The sequence below is a fragment of the Sphingobacterium anhuiense genome (assembly GCF_042686355.1).
In the GTDB taxonomy this organism is placed as follows: domain Bacteria; phylum Bacteroidota; class Bacteroidia; order Sphingobacteriales; family Sphingobacteriaceae; genus Sphingobacterium; species Sphingobacterium anhuiense.
Genome location: NZ_JBHUPE010000005.1, coordinates 449,380 through 471,251 on the forward strand (window position 1 = coordinate 449,380; position 21,872 = coordinate 471,251).

Sequence of the window (21,872 nt, forward strand, 5' to 3'; positions counted from 1 at the left end):
AATTTTAGAGTAACAAACCAGTTACAAATTAAACCAATTATCTATGTACTTATTTAAACCTATAGTGCCTGGTGCATATCGCATGCGGGTATTTCTAAAGAAAACCACCATACCATTGGTAGTGCCGTTCTTTTTAAGCACGCTGTACCTTCCTGTACATGCGGCATATGCAAAAACCTATCAACAGCAGGTTTCCATCACTGGAACTATTAAAGATGCGCAGGGTGCAGTTCTTGCCGGTGTTACTGTTCAGCTTAAGAGAACAAATCAAACCGTTAAAACCGATGAGCAGGGACGTTTCAGTCTCAATGCTACCGCAAAAGATGTTTTGCATATTACCTCTGTTGGCTATACGCCGCAAGATGTTGTAGTCGGGGATGCAAAAAACTATAGTATTACGCTACAGGAAGGTAGTGAGCAGATCGAAGAAGTGGTAGTTGTAGGATACGGTACCCAGAAAAAAGTCAACCTTTCCGGGTCTGTGGCTAGTGTATCGGGCAAGACCATCACTGAGCGTCCGGTTCCTAATGTGCAAAATCTATTACAGGGGCGAATCGCCGGTCTTGAGGTGGTACAGCCCACGGGTGAGCCCGGCCGGGACAATGGGAGCATGCGGATAAGGGGTCTTGGGTCTAGCGGTGCATCGTCCGATCCGCTCGTACTCATTGATGGAGTTATTGGCTCGATGTCGAACTTGTCTCCTCAGGATATTGAAAGTGTTACTGTTCTTAAAGATGCGGCTTCGGCTTCCATTTATGGTGCACGATCAGCGAATGGTGTTATTTTGGTAACCACCAAAAAGGGTAAGGTAGGAACCAGTAATATTGAATATACTGGAAACTGGGGAACCAGTGAAGCAACTAAATATCCCGATCTGATCACCAATTCGGTTACCTATATGGAAATGTACAATTCGGCTAGAGCGCGAAGCGGACAACCGGCAATGTATACGCAGGCGCAAATCGATAGCTATAAAAATAACCCCAATAGTGCCCAATACCCTAATTTTAACTGGTTGGATCATGTTTTGGGAAAAGGACCTATTCAGAATCATAATCTTAGCGCTAACGGTGGAAGTGAGAAGAGTACACACAATATCTCATTCAATTATCTGGATCAGAATAGTATCACGAAGGGATATTTGTATAAAAGGTATAATGGTTTAACAGATTATACCACACAGGTGCATAAAAGGGTAAAAGTGGGAACCAATGTCAATTTTTCTTATCAGGATTTTAAAGCGCCCTGGTTGACCAATGATGATCTCTTGTTATTGGCCTATGCGGCTGCACCTACATTCTCACCTTGGTTACCAGATGGTAGCGGTAGATCGGCTGGACGTGATTATATGAGTACAGGAGGAACTAACCGCACGCCTGAGGAAGTGTATAATACAGGTGTGCAGCTGACTAAAAATTACAATGTCAATGCGCAGGCATTTGTAGATGTCGACCTTCTGGAAGGTTTAAAATGGTCTTCGAAGGCAGCATTTACGTTTTTTAATCAAGAATATAAACAACGTCAGTTTGGTAGTCCGGCATACGCTTTCCATCCGAATGATAAAGGCGAATATGAGCAGTCAGGCAATGGAAATCCGGGCTTTGTTGGACTGAGGCAATCATCTGGTCGAAATATTACCAAAACATTCTACTCAACACTAAACTATATAAAGACGATCGCTGAAGATCATAATATCAGTGTATTGGGAGGCTATGAACAGCAGGATAATAGAAGTACTTCCCTAGGAGGTGGCCGTTATAACTTCCCTAATAATACGATCATGGAATTGGATGGAAGTTCTCCAAAAGATCAAACTTTGAACGGCAGCTCGTTTGAGTGGGCACTCAAATCTTTCTTTGGAAGAGTGAACTACGACTATAAGGGAAAGTATTTCTTGGAAGGGAATATCCGTCATGACGGTACATCACGTGTTGATCCGAAATATAGATGGGGAACATTTGGCGGTGCATCTGCTGCTTGGCGCATTTCAGAAGAAGATTTTATTAAAAATGGAGCAACATGGCTGGATAATCTAAAATTGCGGGCATCGTATGGAGCGTTGGGAAATCAGGAAATTAATAATTATCCTTATCAGGATATTCTTGATGGAACGACATATACGTTTAATGGTCTGGAAGCAGGGGTTATGAAAACACGTCTGGTAGAAAAGAACTTACGCTGGGAGAAAACCGCGATTACGGATTTTGGTTTAGATGTAGATATTTACAAAGGACTTTTTGGTGTAACCATCGACTGGTACAATAAAAATACAACAGATATCTTAGAAACAAGAACGGATGTTCCTGCAAGTATCGGTTTATCGCCTCCCATCGTGAATGCAGGTGCTATGGTCAATAAGGGGATCGAATTTGAACTGAGACATCAGAATCGCATTGGCGAATTCAATTATGGAGCTAATGTAATCTTTAATAGATACCGTAATAAAGTAACGAGCAGATTGGCCGAAACGTTAGGAACAATTGAAGTTGGTCAACCCTATAATAATTATTTCTTGTACGATTGGATCGGTATCTTTCAGAGCCAGGCTGATATCGACAATTCACCTAAACAGCCAAATTCTGGGGCAGTTAAACCCGGTGACCTGAAGATGCGAGATGTGGACGGAAATGGAAGTATTGGTCCAGAAGATCGTATAAGGATCAGTCGATTTCCGGATTACAGTTATTCTTTCAATGTTTATGCAGGTTGGAAAGGATTTAATCTAAGTGCATTCTTTCAAGGAGTACAGGGACAAAAGGTGCAGGTTAGCCAATGGGGTTACGATCCTTTTATGCAGGGATCAGCACCACCGACGAGATTTTTGGATGCATGGACACCGACTAATCCGAGCAACACCGTTCCGGCAGTATACCTGTCAGGTTATGCCGGCGTATCGGGATACCCGTCAACATACTTCTTGCAGGATGCATCTTACTTACGGTTGAAAAATCTATACCTGTCTTATACTTTTCCTGAGTCCATTACCAAAAGTATCGCGGCTAAAGGGATCACGGTGTATGTGTCTGGAGATAATCTGATTACTTGGACCAAATACGAAGGTAATGATCCCGAAAGATCAGGCTCTGGAAGATTTGCACAATTTCCGCAGCTTAAGATGTACACTGCAGGAATTAAGATCAAGTACTAATCTAGACGGTTAGAATAATGAAAAAAAACGGATAGTAATATAAAAATAGCAACAATGAAAGCAAAACATACTAGCATATCTTTGATCACAGTTTTCATGATCGGTATGCTTACCTCTTGCAATAAAAACTTTCTGGATAAAAATCCGACTGCAGCTATAGCTGGGGAAACTTTTTGGACAACTGATGCAGATGCAAAGTTGGCTTTAGCAGGTGTATACAGACGTTTACAGTCTGGTTTTTATGGACAGGGAAAATTATGGTTGGATACCTACTCGGACAATGCACTGGATCGACATAGTTTTTATGGTTTTGGCGATCTCACACAGGGCATCGTTAACTCAACGAATGTCACCGGCACATTTTACAATACCCCATATTCAGGAATCTCGGGATGTAATTATTTTTTAGAAAATATTGACAAAGCTCCAAGCACCGATGCTCAAAAAGCAGTGTATAAGGCTGAGGTTAGATTTATCAGGGCTATGTTTTACTTCGACTTGGTACAGGCTTTTGGTGGGGTGATCCTGTATGAGACGGAGCCAAAGACTGTGGATGAAGGTAAGATTGCGAAGAGTTCGAAAGAAGATATATTAAAATTTATTCATAGTGAACTGGATTATGCAATATCTAACCTTCCTGATCTCGCTTATACAACTGGTCATGCCGTAAAAGGAAGTGCGCAGGCCTTAAAAACCCGCGTATATCTTTATCAGCAAAATTGGCCTTTGGCAGCAAGTACAGCAAATGATATCATTACTGGAGGTAAATTTCAGATCTATCAAGGGGGGTACCAAAATCTCTTTTTCACACCTACGCAACAAAATAATCCAGAAATTATATTTTCAACGAAATACTCCGCTCCCAATAATCCACAGGGAGGTGAAGGATTGTTGGTGGAAGTGGCTTGGTACGGAAGTATCGCACCTTATCAAAATCTGGTTGATGCTTATGAGATGGCTAACGGTAAAATGATCAATGAACCGGGCTCAGGTTATATCGCAGCAGATCCATACAGCAATCGAGATCCTCGTTTAAAATATACGATCAAAGTACCGACTGAAGAATATATTAATCCGGATGGATCAGTATTTGAAGAGTCAGATCCGCTATTGACGACTTATGTTCAGAAAAAATACGTAGACCTGTCGATGCTGCCGTTCAACAGAACAAAGACGCCACTGACAGATCAAAATATCATCCATACCCGTTACGCAGATGTTTTATTGATGTATGCCGAGGCCAAAAATGAAGTGAGCGGTCCTGATCAAAGCATCTACAAAGCGTTGAATGAAATCCGGGAAAGAAAAAGTGTAGGTATGCCGAAAGTAAATGAGGCAATGTACAATACGAAAGACAAGTTACGTGATTTTATCTTGCATGAAAGACGGATAGAATTAGCTTTGGAAGGACACCGCTATTATGATCTTAAGCGTCGTAATCAAATGGAAACTGTTCTTTCAAAAATTAAAAATCCGGGCGGAGTACAATTGAAATTTGGTGAGAAGAATAATGTTTTACCTTTTGCGCAGGATGAACTGGATAAAAATAAACAACTGAAACAAAATGATGATTACACTCCGTAATCCCTAAACCCTAATGTTGAGTATGAGCATGAAAAGCCCCCTGATATTATGGTCAGGGGGCTAATTTACATTATAGGTTATGGCCTCTTACAGATGAGGACATATATTTACCCCGGTATTCCCGAGGTGTTAATCCTTTGAATTTTTTGAAAAACTTGTTGAAATTTGAAAGACTGTTAAAACCGCAATCGTAAGCCAGATTGTTTACCCGGTAGTCTTCCTGTGTCAGCAGTTTGCAGGCATGTCCGACACGTACTTCATTGACAAATTCTACAAAGGTTTTTTGCGTTCTACTTTTGAAATAACGGCAGAAAGATTGTTTGTTCATATAGATCATCTCCGATACGTCTTCCAGATGGATTTCTTTCGCAAAATTATTAAAAATATGCTTTAAAATAATGTCCATGCGGTCATTGTCTTTGAGCTGATAGGTATTGGTATAACCTGCTCCAGTCAGTAAGTCGTATTCTTTAGTCTCACTCAGTATTTGCAATATTTTAGTTAAGAGGTTCAAACGGGTGAGTACGTCAACTTCATCTGCTAATTGGATCAATAAGGTTTTTATCTGCAATTTGGTTTTACCTCTAAAACGCATACATCGTTTACTCAGCTGAAAAAAATCAGCAAGCGTTTTGACGTTTCCGAATTGGGAAATAATCTTAAGAATCTTATCCGGATGAAAAAATAGGGTCACTGACTTAGCTTGATTTTCATTCTCAGTAGCAATGAAATACTCTTTCCTATTGTGCCAGACATGAGGAATGTTAGAACCTACCAAAATGAGATCATCTTGGCTAAAACTTTCAATGCTGTCACCGATCATTCTGGTGCCTTCACTTTTGACGACATAATTTATCTGACATTCTTCATGAAAATGAAATAGCGTTGAGAAATAGGGCGAATTGACGATTTTGGTGTCAAATACATCATTTTCTTTACCTTCTAATATTTTAGCTGGAACTGGTTTCATAATATCTAGATCTTTAATATGCTCCCGAAGCAATGCTCTATTGCTGCTATATTAAAGTTTGGTTTTTTAATTATGCTAATATAGCGTATAAATTGGTGAATTGCCAATTGGTTTTTAATTTTTTAAGCCTTTAACTTAGTAATGATTTAATTCACTATTAAGATATAATAAAAGTATATAGCATGTTGACAGTATTTTCATTAAAAGGCAAGACAGCCTTGATAACAGGTGGCGGAACAGGAATTGGTTTTGGGATAGCAAAAGCAATGTTGGAGGCCGGTGCGAGAGTGATCATTATCGGACGTCGTGAAGAAACGCTTCAGCAGGCGCAACAGGAGTTAGGAGGGGATGTTCATTATTTTGTTTTTGATCTGGCAAATACCGAATCTATTCCTGAATTGATAGATCGTATAGAATCTGCAGTAGGACCAATTGATATTTTGGTCAACAATGCTGGTGTTCATTTAAAAAAATATGCATTGGATACATCTGATGCTGAATTTGAAAAAATTATTCAGACCAATGTGATCAGTGTATTTAGCCTAAGCAGGTCGTGTGCTGCTAAAATGGTAGAAAGAAAAGATGGTGTTATTTTATTTATTGGCTCTATGACCGGAATGTTTGGTATGGATCGTGTATCGGCCTACGGCACTTCTAAAACTGCTTTGACTGGTTTGATGCAAAATCTGGTCACTGAATTTTCAAAATATAATGTTCGGGTCAATACGTTAGTTCCGGGATGGATAGAAAGTCCGATGTTTTTTAAAGCTATAGGCGATGATCCGCAACGAAAAGAAAAGATTGTCAATCGGATTGCTATGGAAGGGTTTGGAAAACCTGAAGATGTGGGGAATGCCGCTGTTTTCCTTTCCTCTCAAGCAGCACGTTATATTACCGGAGTTTTATTGCCCATTGATGGTGGGGCGACGGTTAATTTTTAACGTTCAGATTTAGATTGTCTAATTTATAGATTATAAAAGAAAAATATGAAAGCAATTATATTGCATGAACCAGGCCGGTTCGAATTAATTACCAAAGAAAAGCCATCAGATCCTGAACCGGATGAAGTGCTGTTGAAAATTAAGAAAGTATCGATCTGTGGTACTGATCTGCATGCCTACAAAGGCAAACAGCCTTTTTTTACTTATCCTCGTATTTTAGGGCACGAAGTATCGGCCGAGATTATTGCATTAGGAAGTGAAGTGAAAGGACTTAAGGTTGGCGACAAGTGTACAGTAGAACCGTATCGTAATCTGATAGAAGATCAGGCTGTGCGCAGAGGGAAAACAAATTGTGGGAGCACTTTTACTGTATTGGGCGTTCATGAGGATGGGGCTATGCAGGAATATATTACTTATAAAGCTGTCAATGTACATCTTACAGATGGACTTGATGACGATCAGATTTCCTTGGTCGAACCGCTGGCGATTGGTGCGCATGCTGTAGACCGCGCTCAGATCTTGCACGACGACACTGTTCTGGTCATCGGCGCAGGTCCAATCGGATTGGGCGTTGCTGCTATCGCACGCTTGTCGGGAGTGAAAGTTGCGGTTGTGGATTTGTTGCAAGGCAGGTTGGATTTTATTAAGCATAAATTTCCTGAAGTAGAAACCATCTTATTGTCCGATCATACTGAAGATGCTATCAAAAATGCTTTTCAAGGGGAGTTACCGACTATGCTGTTTGATGCAACGGGTAGTAAAGTATCTATGGAAAATTCCTTTAACCTCGTTGCTCAAGGGGGAACGATTGTTTTTGTAGGATTATTTGTAGGTACAGTTACCTTTGATGACCCTAATTTTCATCGGAAAGAAATTACCTTAAAAGCTAGCCGTTCCGCCCGTGCTCAAGACTTTAAGAAAGTAATCCAGCTGTTACAAGCAGGACTTATTGATACGGAGGGTTACATTACCCATCGTATTCCGTTTGACAATCTTATTGAAAATTTTGAAAAGTTGTATCAACCTGATCAAAATCTGATTAAGGCTGTTATTGATTTTTAATTTAGAAAATTGTAAGTGCTGACGAAGAAACTCAGCTTATTACAAGAGCGAGTTCCTTTTACTAGCTCTTGTAATAAATTAATATAAAATTATACATATAATAATAGCTATATTCTGTAGGTTTTAAGATGATTTATAAAGATGATCTCAGTAATGAAGTTATCCGAATTGAATGTTAGTTTAATTTGATGTGGCGCAGAAAAAATTCTGTGCCACATTTTTGCTTAAGCGGTATAGATGCTTCGTGTACTTAGTAAACACATCTCTTTTAGTTGATCGTATATCTTTAGTGCAGTTGATGTTCTGGGTAATCAAATTGAACAAAAATACAGCATACCAGAAGCTATTGTAAGGTTTTAGGTTAATATAGCATCAATACTGATTAATAATCCGTCAATCAAACCTGTTTATTTACTATAATTTTATGATCAGTTAAAAGCCAGTGATAAAATAAACCTTATCGTGGTAAATCGAAATACGTAGTGGTTAATCATATTATGATCTCTTGTACACCTGTGCTGTTTATGTCTAAATCAGGATGACTGATGTGACAGTTTTGCATAGTTGTTTTGATTGAAGATGTCCAAAAGATTGTGTGCGTTGACATGGAGCGAAATAATTGATGCTGACGGAATAGCTAAATAATGAATAAAATAACTGTTTAATAAATAGATGATAACGAGATTTGATATCGAAGATAAACGCTTCCCTTTGAATACGGGAGCGGGAAGTGATGCCGTGCATAAAGACCCAATTTATTCTTATGCGGTAACTAGATTAGTGGATGACAAAGGCCGCATAGGTACTGGATTAGCATTTACCATTGGAGCCGGTAATGATTTAGTATGTAAGGCAGCAGCCTTTTACGCTGAACGCTTAGTGGGTAAAGGGATAGAAGAAACGATGGCCGACTTTGGCCGTATATTCAATGCGCTGAGCAATGAACAGCAATTTAGATGGTTGGGTCCCCATAAAGGAATTGTGCATTTGGCACTGGCTTCAGTGACCAACGCTTGTTATGACCTTTGGGCAAAAACCAGAGGCGTGCCACTATGGAAATTGTTGACTGATCTGACAGCAACGGAGATTGTGAATACCCTTGATTTATCGTATTTAGAAGATGAATTGACCGCTCAGCAAGCGATTGCTTTGCTAGAAACGAATTTGGCCACGAAGGATAGCCGTATGGGTATCATTGATAGTGGCTATACGGGATACGATACTTCAGTGGGCTGGTTTAACTACTCGGATGAGCAAGTGCGCGAGAATTGCCGTAGGGCTTTAGATAATGGTTTTAGTGCGATGAAACTGAAGGTTGGAAGTACGGATCCGCTCCGTGATATTAAACGTGCTCATATTGTAAGGGAGGTAGCCGGCGATGCCGCTACTGTCATGCTGGATGCAAATCAGCAATGGACACTTCCGCAGGCACTGTCGATCTGTGATGAACTGAAAGCGATGAATCCCTATTGGATTGAAGAGCCGACACATCCAGATGATATTCTAGCACATAAGACATTAACAGATGCAATAGCGCCAATTAAGGTTGCAATGGGTGAACATGTCCCCAATCGTATTGTATTTAAGAATTATCTACAGCTAAATGCCGCTGGATTTGTGCAGGTCGATGCTGTCAGGGTAGGTGGTGTTAGTGAATTTATCAGTGTAAGTTTATTATGTCGAAAATATAATATTCCGGTAGTGCCTCATGTGGGCGATATGGGACAATTGCATCAGCATCTGGTGCTTTTTAATCATATTTCCATGGGTCATGAAGCATTATTTTTAGAACATATTCCGCATTTAAAATCCCATTTTGTACATCCTGTACAGATTGAAGGGGGCGTGTATAAAACTCCTATGGAAGTAGGAAGTAGTTGTGATTTACTTTAATTAATAACCTGATGTTAGGATCTTTAGACTTAAGTATTGCAATCATCTATATCCTGCTTATACTGGCGGTAGGGATATGGGCGGGCGTAAGTCAGAAACTTGAAAATAAGGGCTCGGCGAGCGATTATTTTTTAGCGGGCAAATCGTTGAAATGGCCGGCAATAGGACTTGCTCTTTTTGCAACAAATATATCAACGGTCCATTTAGTTAGTTTGGCACAGAGCGGATTTGATACCGGGTTGTTGAATGGTAATTTTGAATGGATGGCAGCTTTTACCCTTATCCTGCTTGCTTTGTTTTTTGTACCGTTTTATCTGAAGTCAGGTGTTTCAACTTTACCAGATTTTTTAGAACGTAGGTACGATAAAGCAAGTCGTGAATGGCTGACGATGATTTCCATTGTATCGGCAATTGTGATTCACATTGCCTTTTCGATGTTGGCAGGGGGGATTGTACTTAAAACACTTTTTGGTTTTGATATGTATCTGAGTATTACTGTCATCTGTATTATCACGGGGATCTATACGATACTCGGAGGTTTACGGGCCGTGGTTATAACGGAATCTATCCAAACCATTGTCCTGTTGGCCGGTGCTTTTATCATCAGTTTTGCTGCTTACGATAAAATGGGTGGATGGGTATCGATGAAAGACGTTTTGGTTGATGAAGGTCAGCTTGAACGATTATCGATGTTGCGTCCCCATGGGGACAGCAGTGGTATGCCGTGGTATGCCGTGATCTTAGGTTACCCCATTTTAGGTATCTGGTACTGGTGTGCAGATCAGACGATTGTGCAGCGGATACTAGGGGCGAAGGATGAAAATCATGGTCGAGTGGGAGCACTCTTTTGTGGGTTTATTAAAATCTTGCCGGTTTTTATTTTTGTTCTTCCTGGATTATTTGCCTACACTTTATTTAAAACTGGGCAGTTGGATCTGACAAGCTTAGGTGTTGACGTTGCCGGAAATGTAAATTCAAAAGGTATCTATACGTTGATGATTACACAATTGTTGCCATCTGGTTTGATCGGGGTATTGGTCGCAGCTTTGCTATCGGGTTTAATGAGTCAGATATCAGGTGCACTCAATTCTATTTCCACTATGGTCAGCTATGATATCTATAAGCAGAAGAGACCACATGCAACAGATAAGCAGCTTATAACTGCAGGTAAAATTTCGGCAGTAGTAGCGATGGCTTTTTCTTTAGCTCTTCTTCCTTTGTTAGATAAATACGAAAGTATATTTAATGGAATCAACGATGTAATTGCACATATCGCTCCGCCGATAACATGTGTATTTCTTTTAGGAATCTTTTGGAAGAAGGCTTCTGCGGCATCTTCGAAATGGACACTATGGATCGGTTCTGCATTGGGTGTGATTGTCTTTATCGCCAATAAGCTTTTACCAGGAACATGGATAGGCCAGGTCCCCTTTATGGTGATGGCCTTTTACCTGTTTATAATCTGTGTGTTGATACAAATCATATTTTCTTATCGTTTTCCTGTGCAACATACAGCCGAAAGTAAGGAATTATACTGGAAAAATCCACTGGAACCTCTTAGGGGAAAAGCTTGGAAAGGTATTGGAAATTATAGGGTATTATCGGGACTATTGTTATTAATTGTTGTGGTATTATATGGAATATTTAAATAAAAAGGTATTAGTTCGATCTGTAATCGGGGTAGTGATGTTTTCATTAATCTTCGTCGGCTGTAAAGATAGCAGTTCACTTCAAAAGGTGAAACGGTATGCATCTGTAACCGGACTTAAGGAAGAGAAAATAGAGGAATATAAAAAGCTCCATGCAGCGGCATGGCCTAGTGTGTTGAAAATGATAAAAGAATGTAATATTCAGAATTACTCCATTTACTTAAAAAAAATAGACGGAAAAAACTACCTCTTTAGTTATTTTGAATATGTAGGTGATAATTTTGAAATGGATATGAAGAAAATGGGAGATGATCCGGAAACTAAACGCTGGTGGAAAGAAACAGATCCTTGTCAAATTCCTTTACCAGATGCTGCGGCAAAGGGTGCAACTTGGTCAGATATGGAAGAGGTTTTTCATACGGATTAGAATGTACCATGTTTTCTTTAAAAACTGTATGGAAATTTCATATATAAGTTGTTTAAAATTTTTTTTCATACAGTTTAAATTTCACCATGTCTACTAAAATATCTTTGTATGAGCACTTGTTGCATCATCTAAATTTGTAAATTGTAAACAGAAAATAAACAATTAAACGGAGTGGAATGCGTTTATTTTTACCAATTAAAACCGACACTCATAACTAATAAACGCAATGAATAATAGAAAGCACATCGCTTCTTATCTGGTTATCCTATGCTTCGGAATCTCTGGATTGAAAGCCCAGAACACAAAATTGAAAGCCCAGGATGCAAAAAGGAATAAAATTTGGTTTGAGAGTCCGGCTAATGCTCTTGTTAAAGATGCAGCAAGTGGATGGGAAAGTGATCCCGAATGGCTGAAAGCATTGCCTGTAGGTAATGGTTCACTTGGAGCAATGGTCTTTGGTGATGTCAGTCATGAACGTATTCAGCTTAATGAGATGACGTTATGGAGCGGTAGTATGGATGAAGGTGATAATCCTGATGCTCCTAAATCACTTAGCAAGATCAGAGAATTGCTTTTTGAAGGTAAGTATAAGGAAGCGACCGAGCTTACAAATAAAACGCAGATTACAAAAGGAAAGGGTTCTGGTTCCGGAAATGGGGCAAATGTGCCTTTCGGCTGTTTTCAGACTTTAGGTGATCTACGGTTAGATTTTGGATCGGATAAGCCTTATCAAAACTACTATCGCGAACTGGATTTGATGACCGGAATTGCACGTACAACCTTTGTGCAGGATGGTGTTAAATTTACGAGGGAAGTGTTTGCTAGTTATCCGGATCAGGCTATTGTCATCCGTTTGACTGCGGATCGTCCCGGAGCAATTCAGGTTGCTCTGAACCTGGATCGACCGGAAAGGTTTGAGACACGTGTGGTTGACAATAAGCTGCAGATGTCAGGAACAATGGACAATGGCAGAGGAGGCGATGGAATGAAGTATATTGCACAGGTAACTCCAGTGCTGGAAGGCGGAAAGATGAGTGTTCAAGGTAAAGCGATCCAGATTATAGGGGCAAATGCAGTGACACTGATTGTGACGGCCAAAACGAACTATAAGCAAGAATATCCAACATTTATCAATGCAAACTTTGAGAAAGAACATAATCAGATTGTTGCAAAAGCGGTAACAAAAACATATCCATTGCTTAAAAAGCGCCATATGGAAGATTTCTCTTCTTTTATGAATAGAGTGGACTTTAGATTGGGAAATGCGAAGAATGATCAAGCGACAAACACCTTGATGGCTAATAATGTGCAATCAGGGAATGAACAGGTATTGTATCCATTATATTTTCAGTATGGTCGATATTTGCTGTTATCATCATCACGAGATGGTGGATTACCGGCAAATCTGCAGGGAATCTGGGCTAATAAAATACAGACTCCGTGGAATGGTGACTACCATACGGATATCAATGTACAGATGAATTATTGGCCGGCGGAAGTGGCAAACTTATCGGAATCACATCGACCATTGATGGACCTGATTGCTTCTTTAGTGGCACCGGGGCAGAAAACTGCAAAAACGCAATATCAAATGTCGGGATGGGTACTGCACCCGATTACCAATGTATGGGGATATACTTCTCCTGGAGAAAGTGCGAGCTGGGGCATGCATATAGGTGGTGGCGCCTGGATAGCGCAACATATCTGGGAACATTATTCTTTTACAAAGGATAAAGTCTTTTTAACCAAAGCTTATCCGATCTTAAAAGAGGCTTGTCTATTTTATCTGGACTGGTTGGTCGCTGACCCTAAAACTGGTTTTTTGGTTTCTGGTCCTTCTCCATCTCCAGAAAACTCATTCAAAGCACCGGACGGATCTGTGGCACAGATCAGTATGGGGCCTTCGCACGATCAACAGGTGATCTACAATCTTTTTAATAACACACTTAAATCGGCTAAAATAGTAGGCGGTGAACAAGATGGTTTTGTAAAAAGTGTTGAGGCGGCTAAAGATAAACTGGCAAGACCAACAATAGGAGGCGATGGCAGGTTAATGGAATGGGCACATGAATTTGAGGAAGTTGAACCTGCTCACAGGCATTTGTCACATCTATTTGCCTTTTATCCGGGTAATGAAATAACGGTGAATAAAACACCAGAGCTAGCTAAGGCGGTACAGAAATCTTTAGAAAAACGAGGTGATGATGGTGTGGGATGGACCTATGCATGGAAAATTGCACTGTGGGCAAGGTTGCATAATGGTGATCGTGCATTGACGATGTTGAATAAACAGTTGAGACCGACGGGAGATATGAATACAAAATATGATGGCGGTGGTGGGACATATTATAATATGTTTGATGCTTGTCCTCCTTTTCAGATTGATGGTAATTTTGGTGTGATCGCAGGAATGGCTGAAATGCTTTTGCAAAGTCATGAAGATTTTATCGAATTGTTACCCGCACTTCCTAAGGATTGGACTGAAGGTGAAGTATCAGGTTTAAAAGCACGAGGAGCTGTCGAAGTGGATATGAATTGGCAGGGCGGTAAATTGAAGTCCGCTTTTGTCAAAGCAAAGTACAGTACAACATGTAAGATTAAGTATAAGGAGCGTACAATTGAAGTAAAACTAATACCGGGTAAAAGCGTTAATTTACAGAAATTGTTATAATCGTGATCAAGGTTGTGGCATAAAGTTGACAAGAAAAAGCTTACGGGCTTTTAATAATAAATAGCTATAAAAAAGATCGAGTTCAATGAAAGAATTGAAGGATAAAGTAATCTTGATTACCGGCGGTACAGCGGGAATTGGATTGGCCTGCACACAAGCGTATGTGGCTGCAGGGGCATATGTGGCTGTCATCGGATTGGACGAGCTGAGTGTTGCGGAAACGATAAAAACAATAGGTGGTGAGCATCTGGGGATTTGCTGTGATGTATCTCAAGACAAGGATGTACGGGAGAGTATCGAAAAGACAATAGCCCATTTTGGAAGGTTAGATGCTATTCATAACAATGCCGGATTGGGTTCCCCATCAAAACCTTTACATACAACAACAGATAAAGAGTGGGATCTCTTGATAAATGTGAATATCAAGAGTATTTTGTTGACGACACGTCATGGTTATTCGTATTTAAAAGCGTCGAAAGGCTGTATTTTACATACGGGTAGTTTGGTGGGAGAGATCGGACAGGAAAATCATGCGGCTTATTCGGCGACAAAAGGTGCAATCAATGCACTTACTAAATCAATGGCGCTGGACTATGCAAAAGATGGAATAAGGGTCAATACTGTGCTTCCTGCAGCAGTGATGACGCCCATGCTTAAGACATGGGCTCAGGAGCAGGCCGATCCCGATAAGGTCTTTGATTTTTTGAAAGATATTCATGCATTGGGCTACTGCCCTGAAGGTGATGTGATCGCTGATGCCTGCGTATTTCTATTGTCTGATAAAGCACGCTTTATTACTGGAATTAATTTACCAGTGAGCGGCGGAGCGGAATTGGGGTATAGAAGAAATGTGTAGTGTACAACGTGTACTTAATCTTATTGATGAAGCAGGAAATAAAGATAGCCTAGGGGTGTCAAATTAAAGTTGAAACTCTGGCTCGGAGAATAAAGTTTGATGCTGTCAATTGGTGTGTTAAGAATCGTCGATTACATATTTATTTTTTGGAATGATAGTATTATTGAATTAGAATCAATAAAAAGGTCTTATATTTTCAGTGTGGTATTAAAAAAAAGGAAAGTTCATCTACCGGATAGGTGAACTTTCCTTTTTTTTTACATGTTTTTGAGCATTTTGTCTATTGTCTATACCGCTGTCTGCTAGCTAAATTTGTGATTGTGTTAAATACACGATGTTGAATAAGGAATAAGCAAAAACTATGATAACAATTAAAAATTTTCTTCGCTATGGTCTGCTTTTAAATGGCTTGACCTTTGGTGCTGTTGGTTATGCGCAGGAGAAACTGGATCTCTCCGGCAAATGGTCGGTTGCATTGGATTCTTTGGATGTTGGTGAGAAACAGGGGTGGCCGACACAATATTTTAAGCAATCCATGCTTTTACCGGGTACGACTGATGATGCTGGTTTGGGAACTGCAAATACGCTGAAGCCCGCTCTTCAAAAACCACAAGTGTCACACTTGACACGTAAACATGCGTATCTAGGTTCTGCCTGGTATAGTAAAGCTATCGCTATACCCAAGGCTTGGGACAAGAAGAGGGTGATCTTAAAACTGGAAAGAACAATCTGGAAAACAAACGTCTGGGTAGATGGTCAAAAGGTAGAATTGGAGGAAAATAGTCTAATTGCCCCTCATTTTTATGATATAAAACCTTATTTAAAGGCGGGAAAAGAGCAACAGATTACAATCAAAGTGGACAACCGCAAGCTTTTTGATATCAGTACTGATAATATGGGACATGCTTATACCGATCATACACAGATTATCTGGAATGGTGTTATCGGTGAGATTAGTCTGCAGGCATTGGATCAGGTTAACCTTTCCGATTTACAGGTTTTTCCTGATTTAACTCGGAAAATTGTTAAAGTAAAGGTTAAGGCACATAATTTTGGTAGTAAAGCAATTAAGGCTGCGCTTAATGTGCAGATTGGACAGCAAGCTAAAAATGAAATATATCCGAACAAGGAACTTGTTTTGAATCCCGGTGTAACAGAACTGGAATACGAATATCCGATTGCGGGTGATGTAAAAACCTGGAGTGAGTTTACTCCTGATCTGTATACTTGCGAGGTATTCTTGAAAACCAAAAAACATCAATCTAAGGAAAATGTGCGTTTTGGTATGCGCGAATTTGCATCAAAGGGCAATGCTTTTGAATTGAATGGCATGCCTGTTTTCCTGCGCGGTACTTTAGAATGTAATATTTTTCCTTTAACCGGACATCCTCCCATGGATAAAGCGGGATGGGAGAAAGTTTTTGTGACGGCAAAGGAATGGGGTTTGAACCATATCAGGTTTCATTCTTGGTGCCCACCTAAGGCAGCATTTGATGTTGCGGATGAAATCGGGATGTATCTGCAGGTCGAACTTCCGGTGTGGTCTTTAACGATTGGACAAGATGCGCCTACTACAGCATTCCTGTATCAGGAAGCAAGCCGTATGATTCGTGAATATGGTAATCATCCTTCTTTTATGATGTGGAGTATGGGTAATGAGTTGCAGGGAGATATGAAGACGTTGAATAAGTTGGTCGATTCATTAAAATCGGTAGACAGAAGGCATCTGTACGCTAATACATCTTACACGTTTGAAAGAGGACATGGGGATCGACCTGAATATAATGACGATTTTCTGATTACCCAATATACGAAAGATGGTTGGGTAAGGGGACAGGGTGTATTTAATTCGAAATCACCGGCATTTAATACAAATTATGAAAAAGCGGTTGCGAATTTTCAAGTTCCAATTGTAACCCATGAAATCGGTCAATACGCAGTATACCCTAATCTGAAAGAGATTGATAAATATACGGGTGTATTGGAGCCAATCAATTTTAAGGCGGTAAAAATTGATCTGGAAAAGAAAGGGATGTTGGGGCAAGCCGATTCTTTTACGTCTGCTTCAGGAAAACTAGCAGCAATTTTATATAAAGAAGAAATAGAAAGAGCGCTTAAAACAGGTGGAATAAGTGGTTTTCAATTGTTGGATCTGCATGATTTTCCCGGCCAAGGAACGGCTTTGGTTGGATTGCTAGATGCTTTCTGGGATAGTAAGGGTGTGATTGATGCGAAGACTTTCAGCCAGTTTAATGCGCCGATTGTTCCTTTACTTCATTTTCCAAAAGCAACGTATATGAACTCGGAACGATTTGAAGCACAGATTGCGGTATCGAATTATGGTGGCAAAATACTTAAAAACCAGGAAATCGTATGGCGCATCAAAGACGGGGATAAGCTTTTGAAGAGCGGAACAGTTGTTGGTAATCTTTCCAATGGATACAATGCGGGCATTGGACAGTTGCAGTTTGATTTGGGAGAAGTACCGAAGGCATCAAAATTGTCTGTGGAAGTTGATCTAAAAGGTAACGCATATACCAATAAATGGGATATCTGGATATATCCAGCTTCACAAAAAGTTGTTTATGGTGATGTGCATTACACAAGAGATGTGAATGAAGCATTTACATTGCTGAATCAAGGGAAAAAGGTCTTATTAAATCCAGACTGGAAAAAGATTAAAGGGCTGGAAGGTAAATTTGTACCTGTATTCTGGAGTCCGGTTCACTTTCCTAAACAGGCGGGAACAATGGGTATGTTGGTTGATCCTAATCATGCGATGTTTAAAAAATTTCCAACAGACTTTCATACCAATTGGCAATGGTGGGATCTGAATATCAATTCCACAACTATGATCGTTGATTCATTGTCAGGAGGTCAATCAGTGATTCAAATGGTTGATAATTTTGCCAACAACCGCAAATTGGCTCTAGCTTATGAAGCGGAGGTAGGGGCTGGTAAACTGATGTTGGTGTCGATAGATCTTGCTCAAAAATTGGATGAACGTTTTGTAGCAAAACAATTGCTGATTTCTACGCTAGATTATATGAATAGCAATCAATTTAATCCAACAGCCATTCAAAATCCGCAGCAGATAAAAGAATTGATGATAAAAACAGACAAAGAACAATTGAAAACGGATCCCAATAGTATTTATTAAATAAGAACTATAGCGGTGTAATCGATAACGGACTATTTTTCTGATTTTTAGTCCATGAATAAAATCTATTTAAGTATCAAAGAAAAAGCGATCAAGTAGAAATACTACTTGATCGCTTTTTCTTTGATGTACTTATTTTCTATTGTAGAGTTCGCATTTTGTTTTTTTACTAAAACTGTCTCTCGTACTAATGAGATGTTTTTACATGCTTTTCATTCATTCTTACATTTTTACGAGACCATACTCTTTTACTTTTGCTTTGAACCAATTATCAAATCAATAATGAAAGTGAACTTAATATCATGTTGCCTTTGGGCAACGCGGCTGTCTGTCCCGAAATGGCATCAAATAGCCTTACTTAATGTTTTTTGTGCCATAACTATTAGTGCTCAAGCACAAAATAATATATCGGTTCAAGGAGTAGTACGTAATGAACAAGGTGTTGTTATGGAAGGAGTGAGTGTCAGGGCAAAAGGGACTGCAATCGGAACACAAACGGATATCAATGGTGCTTTTAAGTTGAGTGTACCAAATCAAGAAACGATCCTACAATTTTCTTATATTAATTATATCAAGCAGGAGATAGCTGTTGGTAAAGAAACTCAATTAACAGTTACATTATCTTCTGAGAATAATGTGATTGATGAAGTTGTAGTTGTTGGCTTTGGGCAACAAAAACGAACGAATCTAACTGGATCGGTCGCTGTTGTAGATAAAAAATCATTGGAAAATAGGCCTGTTAAGAATGCTCTGCAGGCACTACAGGGGCTTGCTCCAGGATTGAATATTTCTCAAAATAACGGTTCTCTGGAAAGTAATCCCTCTTTAAATATTCGTGGAAGTGGTACAATAGGACAATCGTCATCAGCTCCTTTAGTTTTAATAGACGGAGCGGAGGGATCATTGACTGCTTTGAATCCACAAGATATAGAAACGGTTACTGTGCTTAAGGATGCGAGTACTGCCTCCATTTATGGGTCGAGAGCAGCGTTTGGTGTTATTCTCGTAACGACCAAGTCTGGCCAAAAAGGGAGTCGCCCCGTAGCTTCTTACAATAATAGCTTACGGATAAGTACGCCTGCATTAACATTGAAAACGATGGATTCTTATTCATTTGCAAATTATTTTAATCAAGCGCAAGTTAACGGAAACGGTGCACCTCACTTTGATCAAGAACATCTGGAGCGCATTAAGCAATTTCAAGAAGGTAAAATAACGACAAGTATTATTCCGAATCCTACCAATCCTACACAATGGGATGATGGATATATGAAGGGGAATGATAATGTAGATTACTTTGATTTGATGTATAAAGATAATTCTTTTGGACAAGAACATAATCTAAGTCTTGCAGGCGGTAGCGATAAGACAACTTATTACGTCTCTGCGAATATATTGGATCAAAAGGGTTTAATGGCATTTAATACAGATGTCTACAAAAGATATTCGATGTCAGCACGCATAAATTCGCAAATATCCAGTAAACTAAATTTAAATTATATAGGAAGACTTGTTCGTGAAGATTTTAAAAAACCAACGGATCTCAATAATTCTTTTTATGACAATTTAGGCCGTCAGGGCTGGCCAACCTTGCCTTATAAAGATCCCAATGGATTTCTCTATAATTCACCCTCACCTGTAATGGGGATGATGGAAGGTGGAGATTATAAGACCGTTAAAGATATCAATACACAACAGGTGCAGCTTGTTTTTGAACCTATTAAGGATTGGAAAACCTATGGTACTGCAACCTATAGAATCACGAGCCGTTTTGATAATACTTTTTCAAATCAACTTTATAACCATGATGTCGCAGGAAATCCAATTCTTTATAAAAACTCTTCCTATGTAGCGGAATACGCTTATAAAGAAAACTATTATAATATCAATGCCTACACCGAGTTGACCCGCAATTGGAACCTGCATAACTTTAAAGGAATGGCTGGTTTCCAAATCGAAAGTGCTGCTTATCGTGACCTAAATGCCTCTCGAGATGGTATTATGATTGTTGGACAACCTGTCATTGATTTAACTTCAGGTACAGCTCCTGATGGTCAACCGAAAGCCCCTGTAGTATCTGGGCAGTATCAGGATTGGGCATCAGCAGGTTTTTTCAGCCGTGTTAATTACGATTATGATTCAAAATATCTGTTGGAAGCAAGTATGCGCTATGATGGCTCATCTCGATTCAGAGCAGACAGTAGATGGGGATTCTTTCCATCATTTTCTGCAGGCTGGAATCTGACTAAGGAAAGTTTCATGGAGAATACCAAATCATACATCGATATGATCAAACTTAGGGCTTCATATGGTGAACTGGGAAATCAAAATACCAATGTTTGGTACCCAACTTATGTTGTAATGCCGGTAGGTATTGCATCTGGAAGTTGGCTTGTGAATAATCAGCGTCCCAATACGGCATCTGCTGCAGGACTGGTGAGTGCAAATCTGACATGGGAAACTGTTAAAACATTAAATATGGGGGTTGATTTTGCTTTACTAAGCAATCGTTTATCGGGTTCATTTGATGTTTTTCAAAGAAAAACATTGAATATGGTGGGACCAGCACCTCAACTGTCCAATACCTTGGGTACTGCGGTGCCTCAAGCGAACAATACGGATTTAAAAACTAATGGATTTGAATTAACATTAGGATGGAGAGACAAAACTGCGGGTAATTTCGGATATAATGTTAAGTTTTTACTGTCGGATTATACTTCTACTGTTACCAGGTATCCAAATTTAACTGGTTCATTTAACGGAGGCTATAGAGAAGGGCAGAAGTTGGGTGAAATATGGGGATATGAAACCATAGGGATTGCCAAGTCTAAGGAAGAAATGGAAAGTCATTTAAATAGCTTACCTAACGGCGGACAGTCTGTCATTGGAAGTCAATGGGAAGCTGGTGATATCATGTACAAAGATTTGAACAATGATGGAAAAATTGATTTTGGGTCTTGGACAGAATCGGAACCGGGGGATCGCAAAGTAATTGGAAATAGTACACCGAGATATGCTTTTGGGTTTAATATGGGAGCTGATTATAAAAACTTCGATTTCAGTATGTTCTTACAGGGAGTAATCAAACGTGATGTATGGCAACCGGGTTATTATTTCTGGGGCGCCACCTCGAATATTTGGGCATCTACCGGGTTAACACAGCATATGGATTATTTTAGAACTGCAGATAATATGTTTGGTGAAAACCTTGATGCATACTATGCGCGTCCGGTATTTGGCACGAATAAAAATCAGGAAGTTCAAACACGATATTTACAAAATGCAGCTTATATCCGACTTAAAAATATTCAGATCGGATATACTATTGATGCTGATGCGCTCAATAAAATCGGTATATCAAAGGGAAGGATATACCTATCGGGTGAAAATTTATGGCAAAAATCGAATGTTGCGACCATGTTTGATCCGGAAACCATAGACGGCGGATCCAGCGGTACGGTATATCCACTTACCAAAATGTGGGCAGCAGGGTTAAGTCTTACATTTTAAT

The 21,872-nt window shown here is 39.6% G+C and carries 12 protein-coding genes; 11 read left to right on the plus strand and 1 reads right to left on the minus strand.

Going from position 1 to position 21,872, the window contains the following annotated elements:
* The first annotated feature begins 43 nt into the window (after positions 1–43).
* Both ACFS6I_RS13915 and ACFS6I_RS13920 read left to right on the plus strand, forming a co-directional pair.
* The gene (locus ACFS6I_RS13915; protein WP_380921485.1) at positions 44–3,148 is read left to right on the plus strand and encodes a SusC/RagA family TonB-linked outer membrane protein; all 3,105 of its coding nucleotides are present in this window, start codon (positions 44–46) and stop codon (positions 3,146–3,148) included.
* A gap of 54 nt (positions 3,149–3,202) precedes the next feature.
* On the plus strand, positions 3,203–4,732 hold the full coding sequence (locus ACFS6I_RS13920) for a RagB/SusD family nutrient uptake outer membrane protein (RefSeq protein ID WP_380921487.1): 1,530 nt from the start codon (positions 3,203–3,205) through the stop codon (positions 4,730–4,732).
* Between the two features lie 70 nt (positions 4,733–4,802).
* Here ACFS6I_RS13920 and ACFS6I_RS13925 read toward each other — a convergent pair whose 3' ends face one another.
* Positions 4,803–5,702 carry an AraC family transcriptional regulator gene (locus ACFS6I_RS13925; protein WP_380921489.1) on the minus strand — a complete coding sequence of 300 codons (900 nt, stop codon included), beginning with the start codon at positions 5,700–5,702 and terminating at the stop codon, positions 4,803–4,805.
* Between the two features lie 182 nt (positions 5,703–5,884).
* On the opposite strand from ACFS6I_RS13925, the gene ACFS6I_RS13930 reads away from it, so the two are divergent.
* From ACFS6I_RS13930 to ACFS6I_RS13970, 9 genes are all read left to right on the plus strand, one after another.
* On the plus strand, positions 5,885–6,643 hold the full coding sequence (locus ACFS6I_RS13930) for an SDR family NAD(P)-dependent oxidoreductase (RefSeq protein WP_380921491.1): 759 nt from the start codon (positions 5,885–5,887) through the stop codon (positions 6,641–6,643).
* 45 nt (positions 6,644–6,688) lie between these two features.
* Positions 6,689–7,705 (plus strand): zinc-binding alcohol dehydrogenase family protein, encoded by a 1,017-nt coding sequence (locus ACFS6I_RS13935; RefSeq protein ID WP_380921493.1) that lies wholly within the window; start codon positions 6,689–6,691, stop codon positions 7,703–7,705.
* Positions 7,706–8,377: 672 nt separating this feature from the next.
* On the plus strand, positions 8,378–9,598 hold the full coding sequence (locus ACFS6I_RS13940) for an enolase C-terminal domain-like protein (RefSeq protein WP_380921495.1): 1,221 nt from the start codon (positions 8,378–8,380) through the stop codon (positions 9,596–9,598).
* 11 nt (positions 9,599–9,609) lie between these two features.
* The gene (locus ACFS6I_RS13945) at positions 9,610–11,250 is read left to right on the plus strand and encodes a sodium:solute symporter (protein WP_380921497.1); all 1,641 of its coding nucleotides are present in this window, start codon (positions 9,610–9,612) and stop codon (positions 11,248–11,250) included.
* Positions 11,234–11,674 carry an L-rhamnose mutarotase gene (locus ACFS6I_RS13950; protein WP_380921499.1) on the plus strand — a complete coding sequence of 147 codons (441 nt, stop codon included), beginning with the start codon at positions 11,234–11,236 and terminating at the stop codon, positions 11,672–11,674. Before ACFS6I_RS13945 ends, ACFS6I_RS13950 begins: the two co-directional genes overlap by 17 nt.
* A gap of 226 nt (positions 11,675–11,900) precedes the next feature.
* Positions 11,901–14,345, plus strand: coding sequence for a glycoside hydrolase family 95 protein (locus ACFS6I_RS13955; RefSeq protein WP_380921501.1), 2,445 nt, complete (start codon positions 11,901–11,903; stop codon positions 14,343–14,345).
* An 85-nt stretch (positions 14,346–14,430) separates the two neighbouring features.
* Entirely contained in the window at positions 14,431–15,201 is a 771-nt protein-coding gene (locus ACFS6I_RS13960; protein WP_380921503.1) for an SDR family NAD(P)-dependent oxidoreductase, read from the plus strand.
* A 361-nt stretch (positions 15,202–15,562) separates the two neighbouring features.
* Entirely contained in the window at positions 15,563–18,361 is a 2,799-nt protein-coding gene (locus ACFS6I_RS13965) for a sugar-binding domain-containing protein (RefSeq protein WP_380921505.1), read from the plus strand.
* Positions 18,362–18,643: 282 nt separating this feature from the next.
* Positions 18,644–21,871, plus strand: a complete 3,228-nt coding sequence (locus ACFS6I_RS13970) for a SusC/RagA family TonB-linked outer membrane protein (protein ID WP_380921507.1) — start codon at positions 18,644–18,646, stop codon at positions 21,869–21,871.
* The last annotated feature ends 1 nt before the right edge of the window (position 21,872 follow it).

Bases quoted from the DNA above. Each gene is read 5' to 3' on its own strand.
- ACFS6I_RS13950 (WP_380921499.1), top strand. From the start codon at position 11,234: ATGGAATATTTAAATAAAAAGGTATTAGTTCGATCTGTAATCGGGGTA.
- ACFS6I_RS13965 (WP_380921505.1), top strand. From the start codon at position 15,563: ATGATAACAATTAAAAATTTTCTTCGCTATGGTCTGCTTTTAAATGGC.
- ACFS6I_RS13955 (WP_380921501.1), top strand. From the start codon at position 11,901: ATGAATAATAGAAAGCACATCGCTTCTTATCTGGTTATCCTATGCTTC.
- ACFS6I_RS13915 (WP_380921485.1), top strand. From the start codon at position 44: ATGTACTTATTTAAACCTATAGTGCCTGGTGCATATCGCATGCGGGTA.
- ACFS6I_RS13925 (WP_380921489.1), bottom strand. From the start codon at position 5,702: ATGAAACCAGTTCCAGCTAAAATATTAGAAGGTAAAGAAAATGATGTA.
- ACFS6I_RS13935 (WP_380921493.1), top strand. From the start codon at position 6,689: ATGAAAGCAATTATATTGCATGAACCAGGCCGGTTCGAATTAATTACC.
- ACFS6I_RS13930 (WP_380921491.1), top strand. From the start codon at position 5,885: ATGTTGACAGTATTTTCATTAAAAGGCAAGACAGCCTTGATAACAGGT.
- ACFS6I_RS13960 (WP_380921503.1), top strand. From the start codon at position 14,431: ATGAAAGAATTGAAGGATAAAGTAATCTTGATTACCGGCGGTACAGCG.
- ACFS6I_RS13970 (WP_380921507.1), top strand. From the start codon at position 18,644: ATGAAAGTGAACTTAATATCATGTTGCCTTTGGGCAACGCGGCTGTCT.
- ACFS6I_RS13940 (WP_380921495.1), top strand. From the start codon at position 8,378: ATGATAACGAGATTTGATATCGAAGATAAACGCTTCCCTTTGAATACG.
- ACFS6I_RS13945 (WP_380921497.1), top strand. From the start codon at position 9,610: ATGTTAGGATCTTTAGACTTAAGTATTGCAATCATCTATATCCTGCTT.
- ACFS6I_RS13920 (WP_380921487.1), top strand. From the start codon at position 3,203: ATGAAAGCAAAACATACTAGCATATCTTTGATCACAGTTTTCATGATC.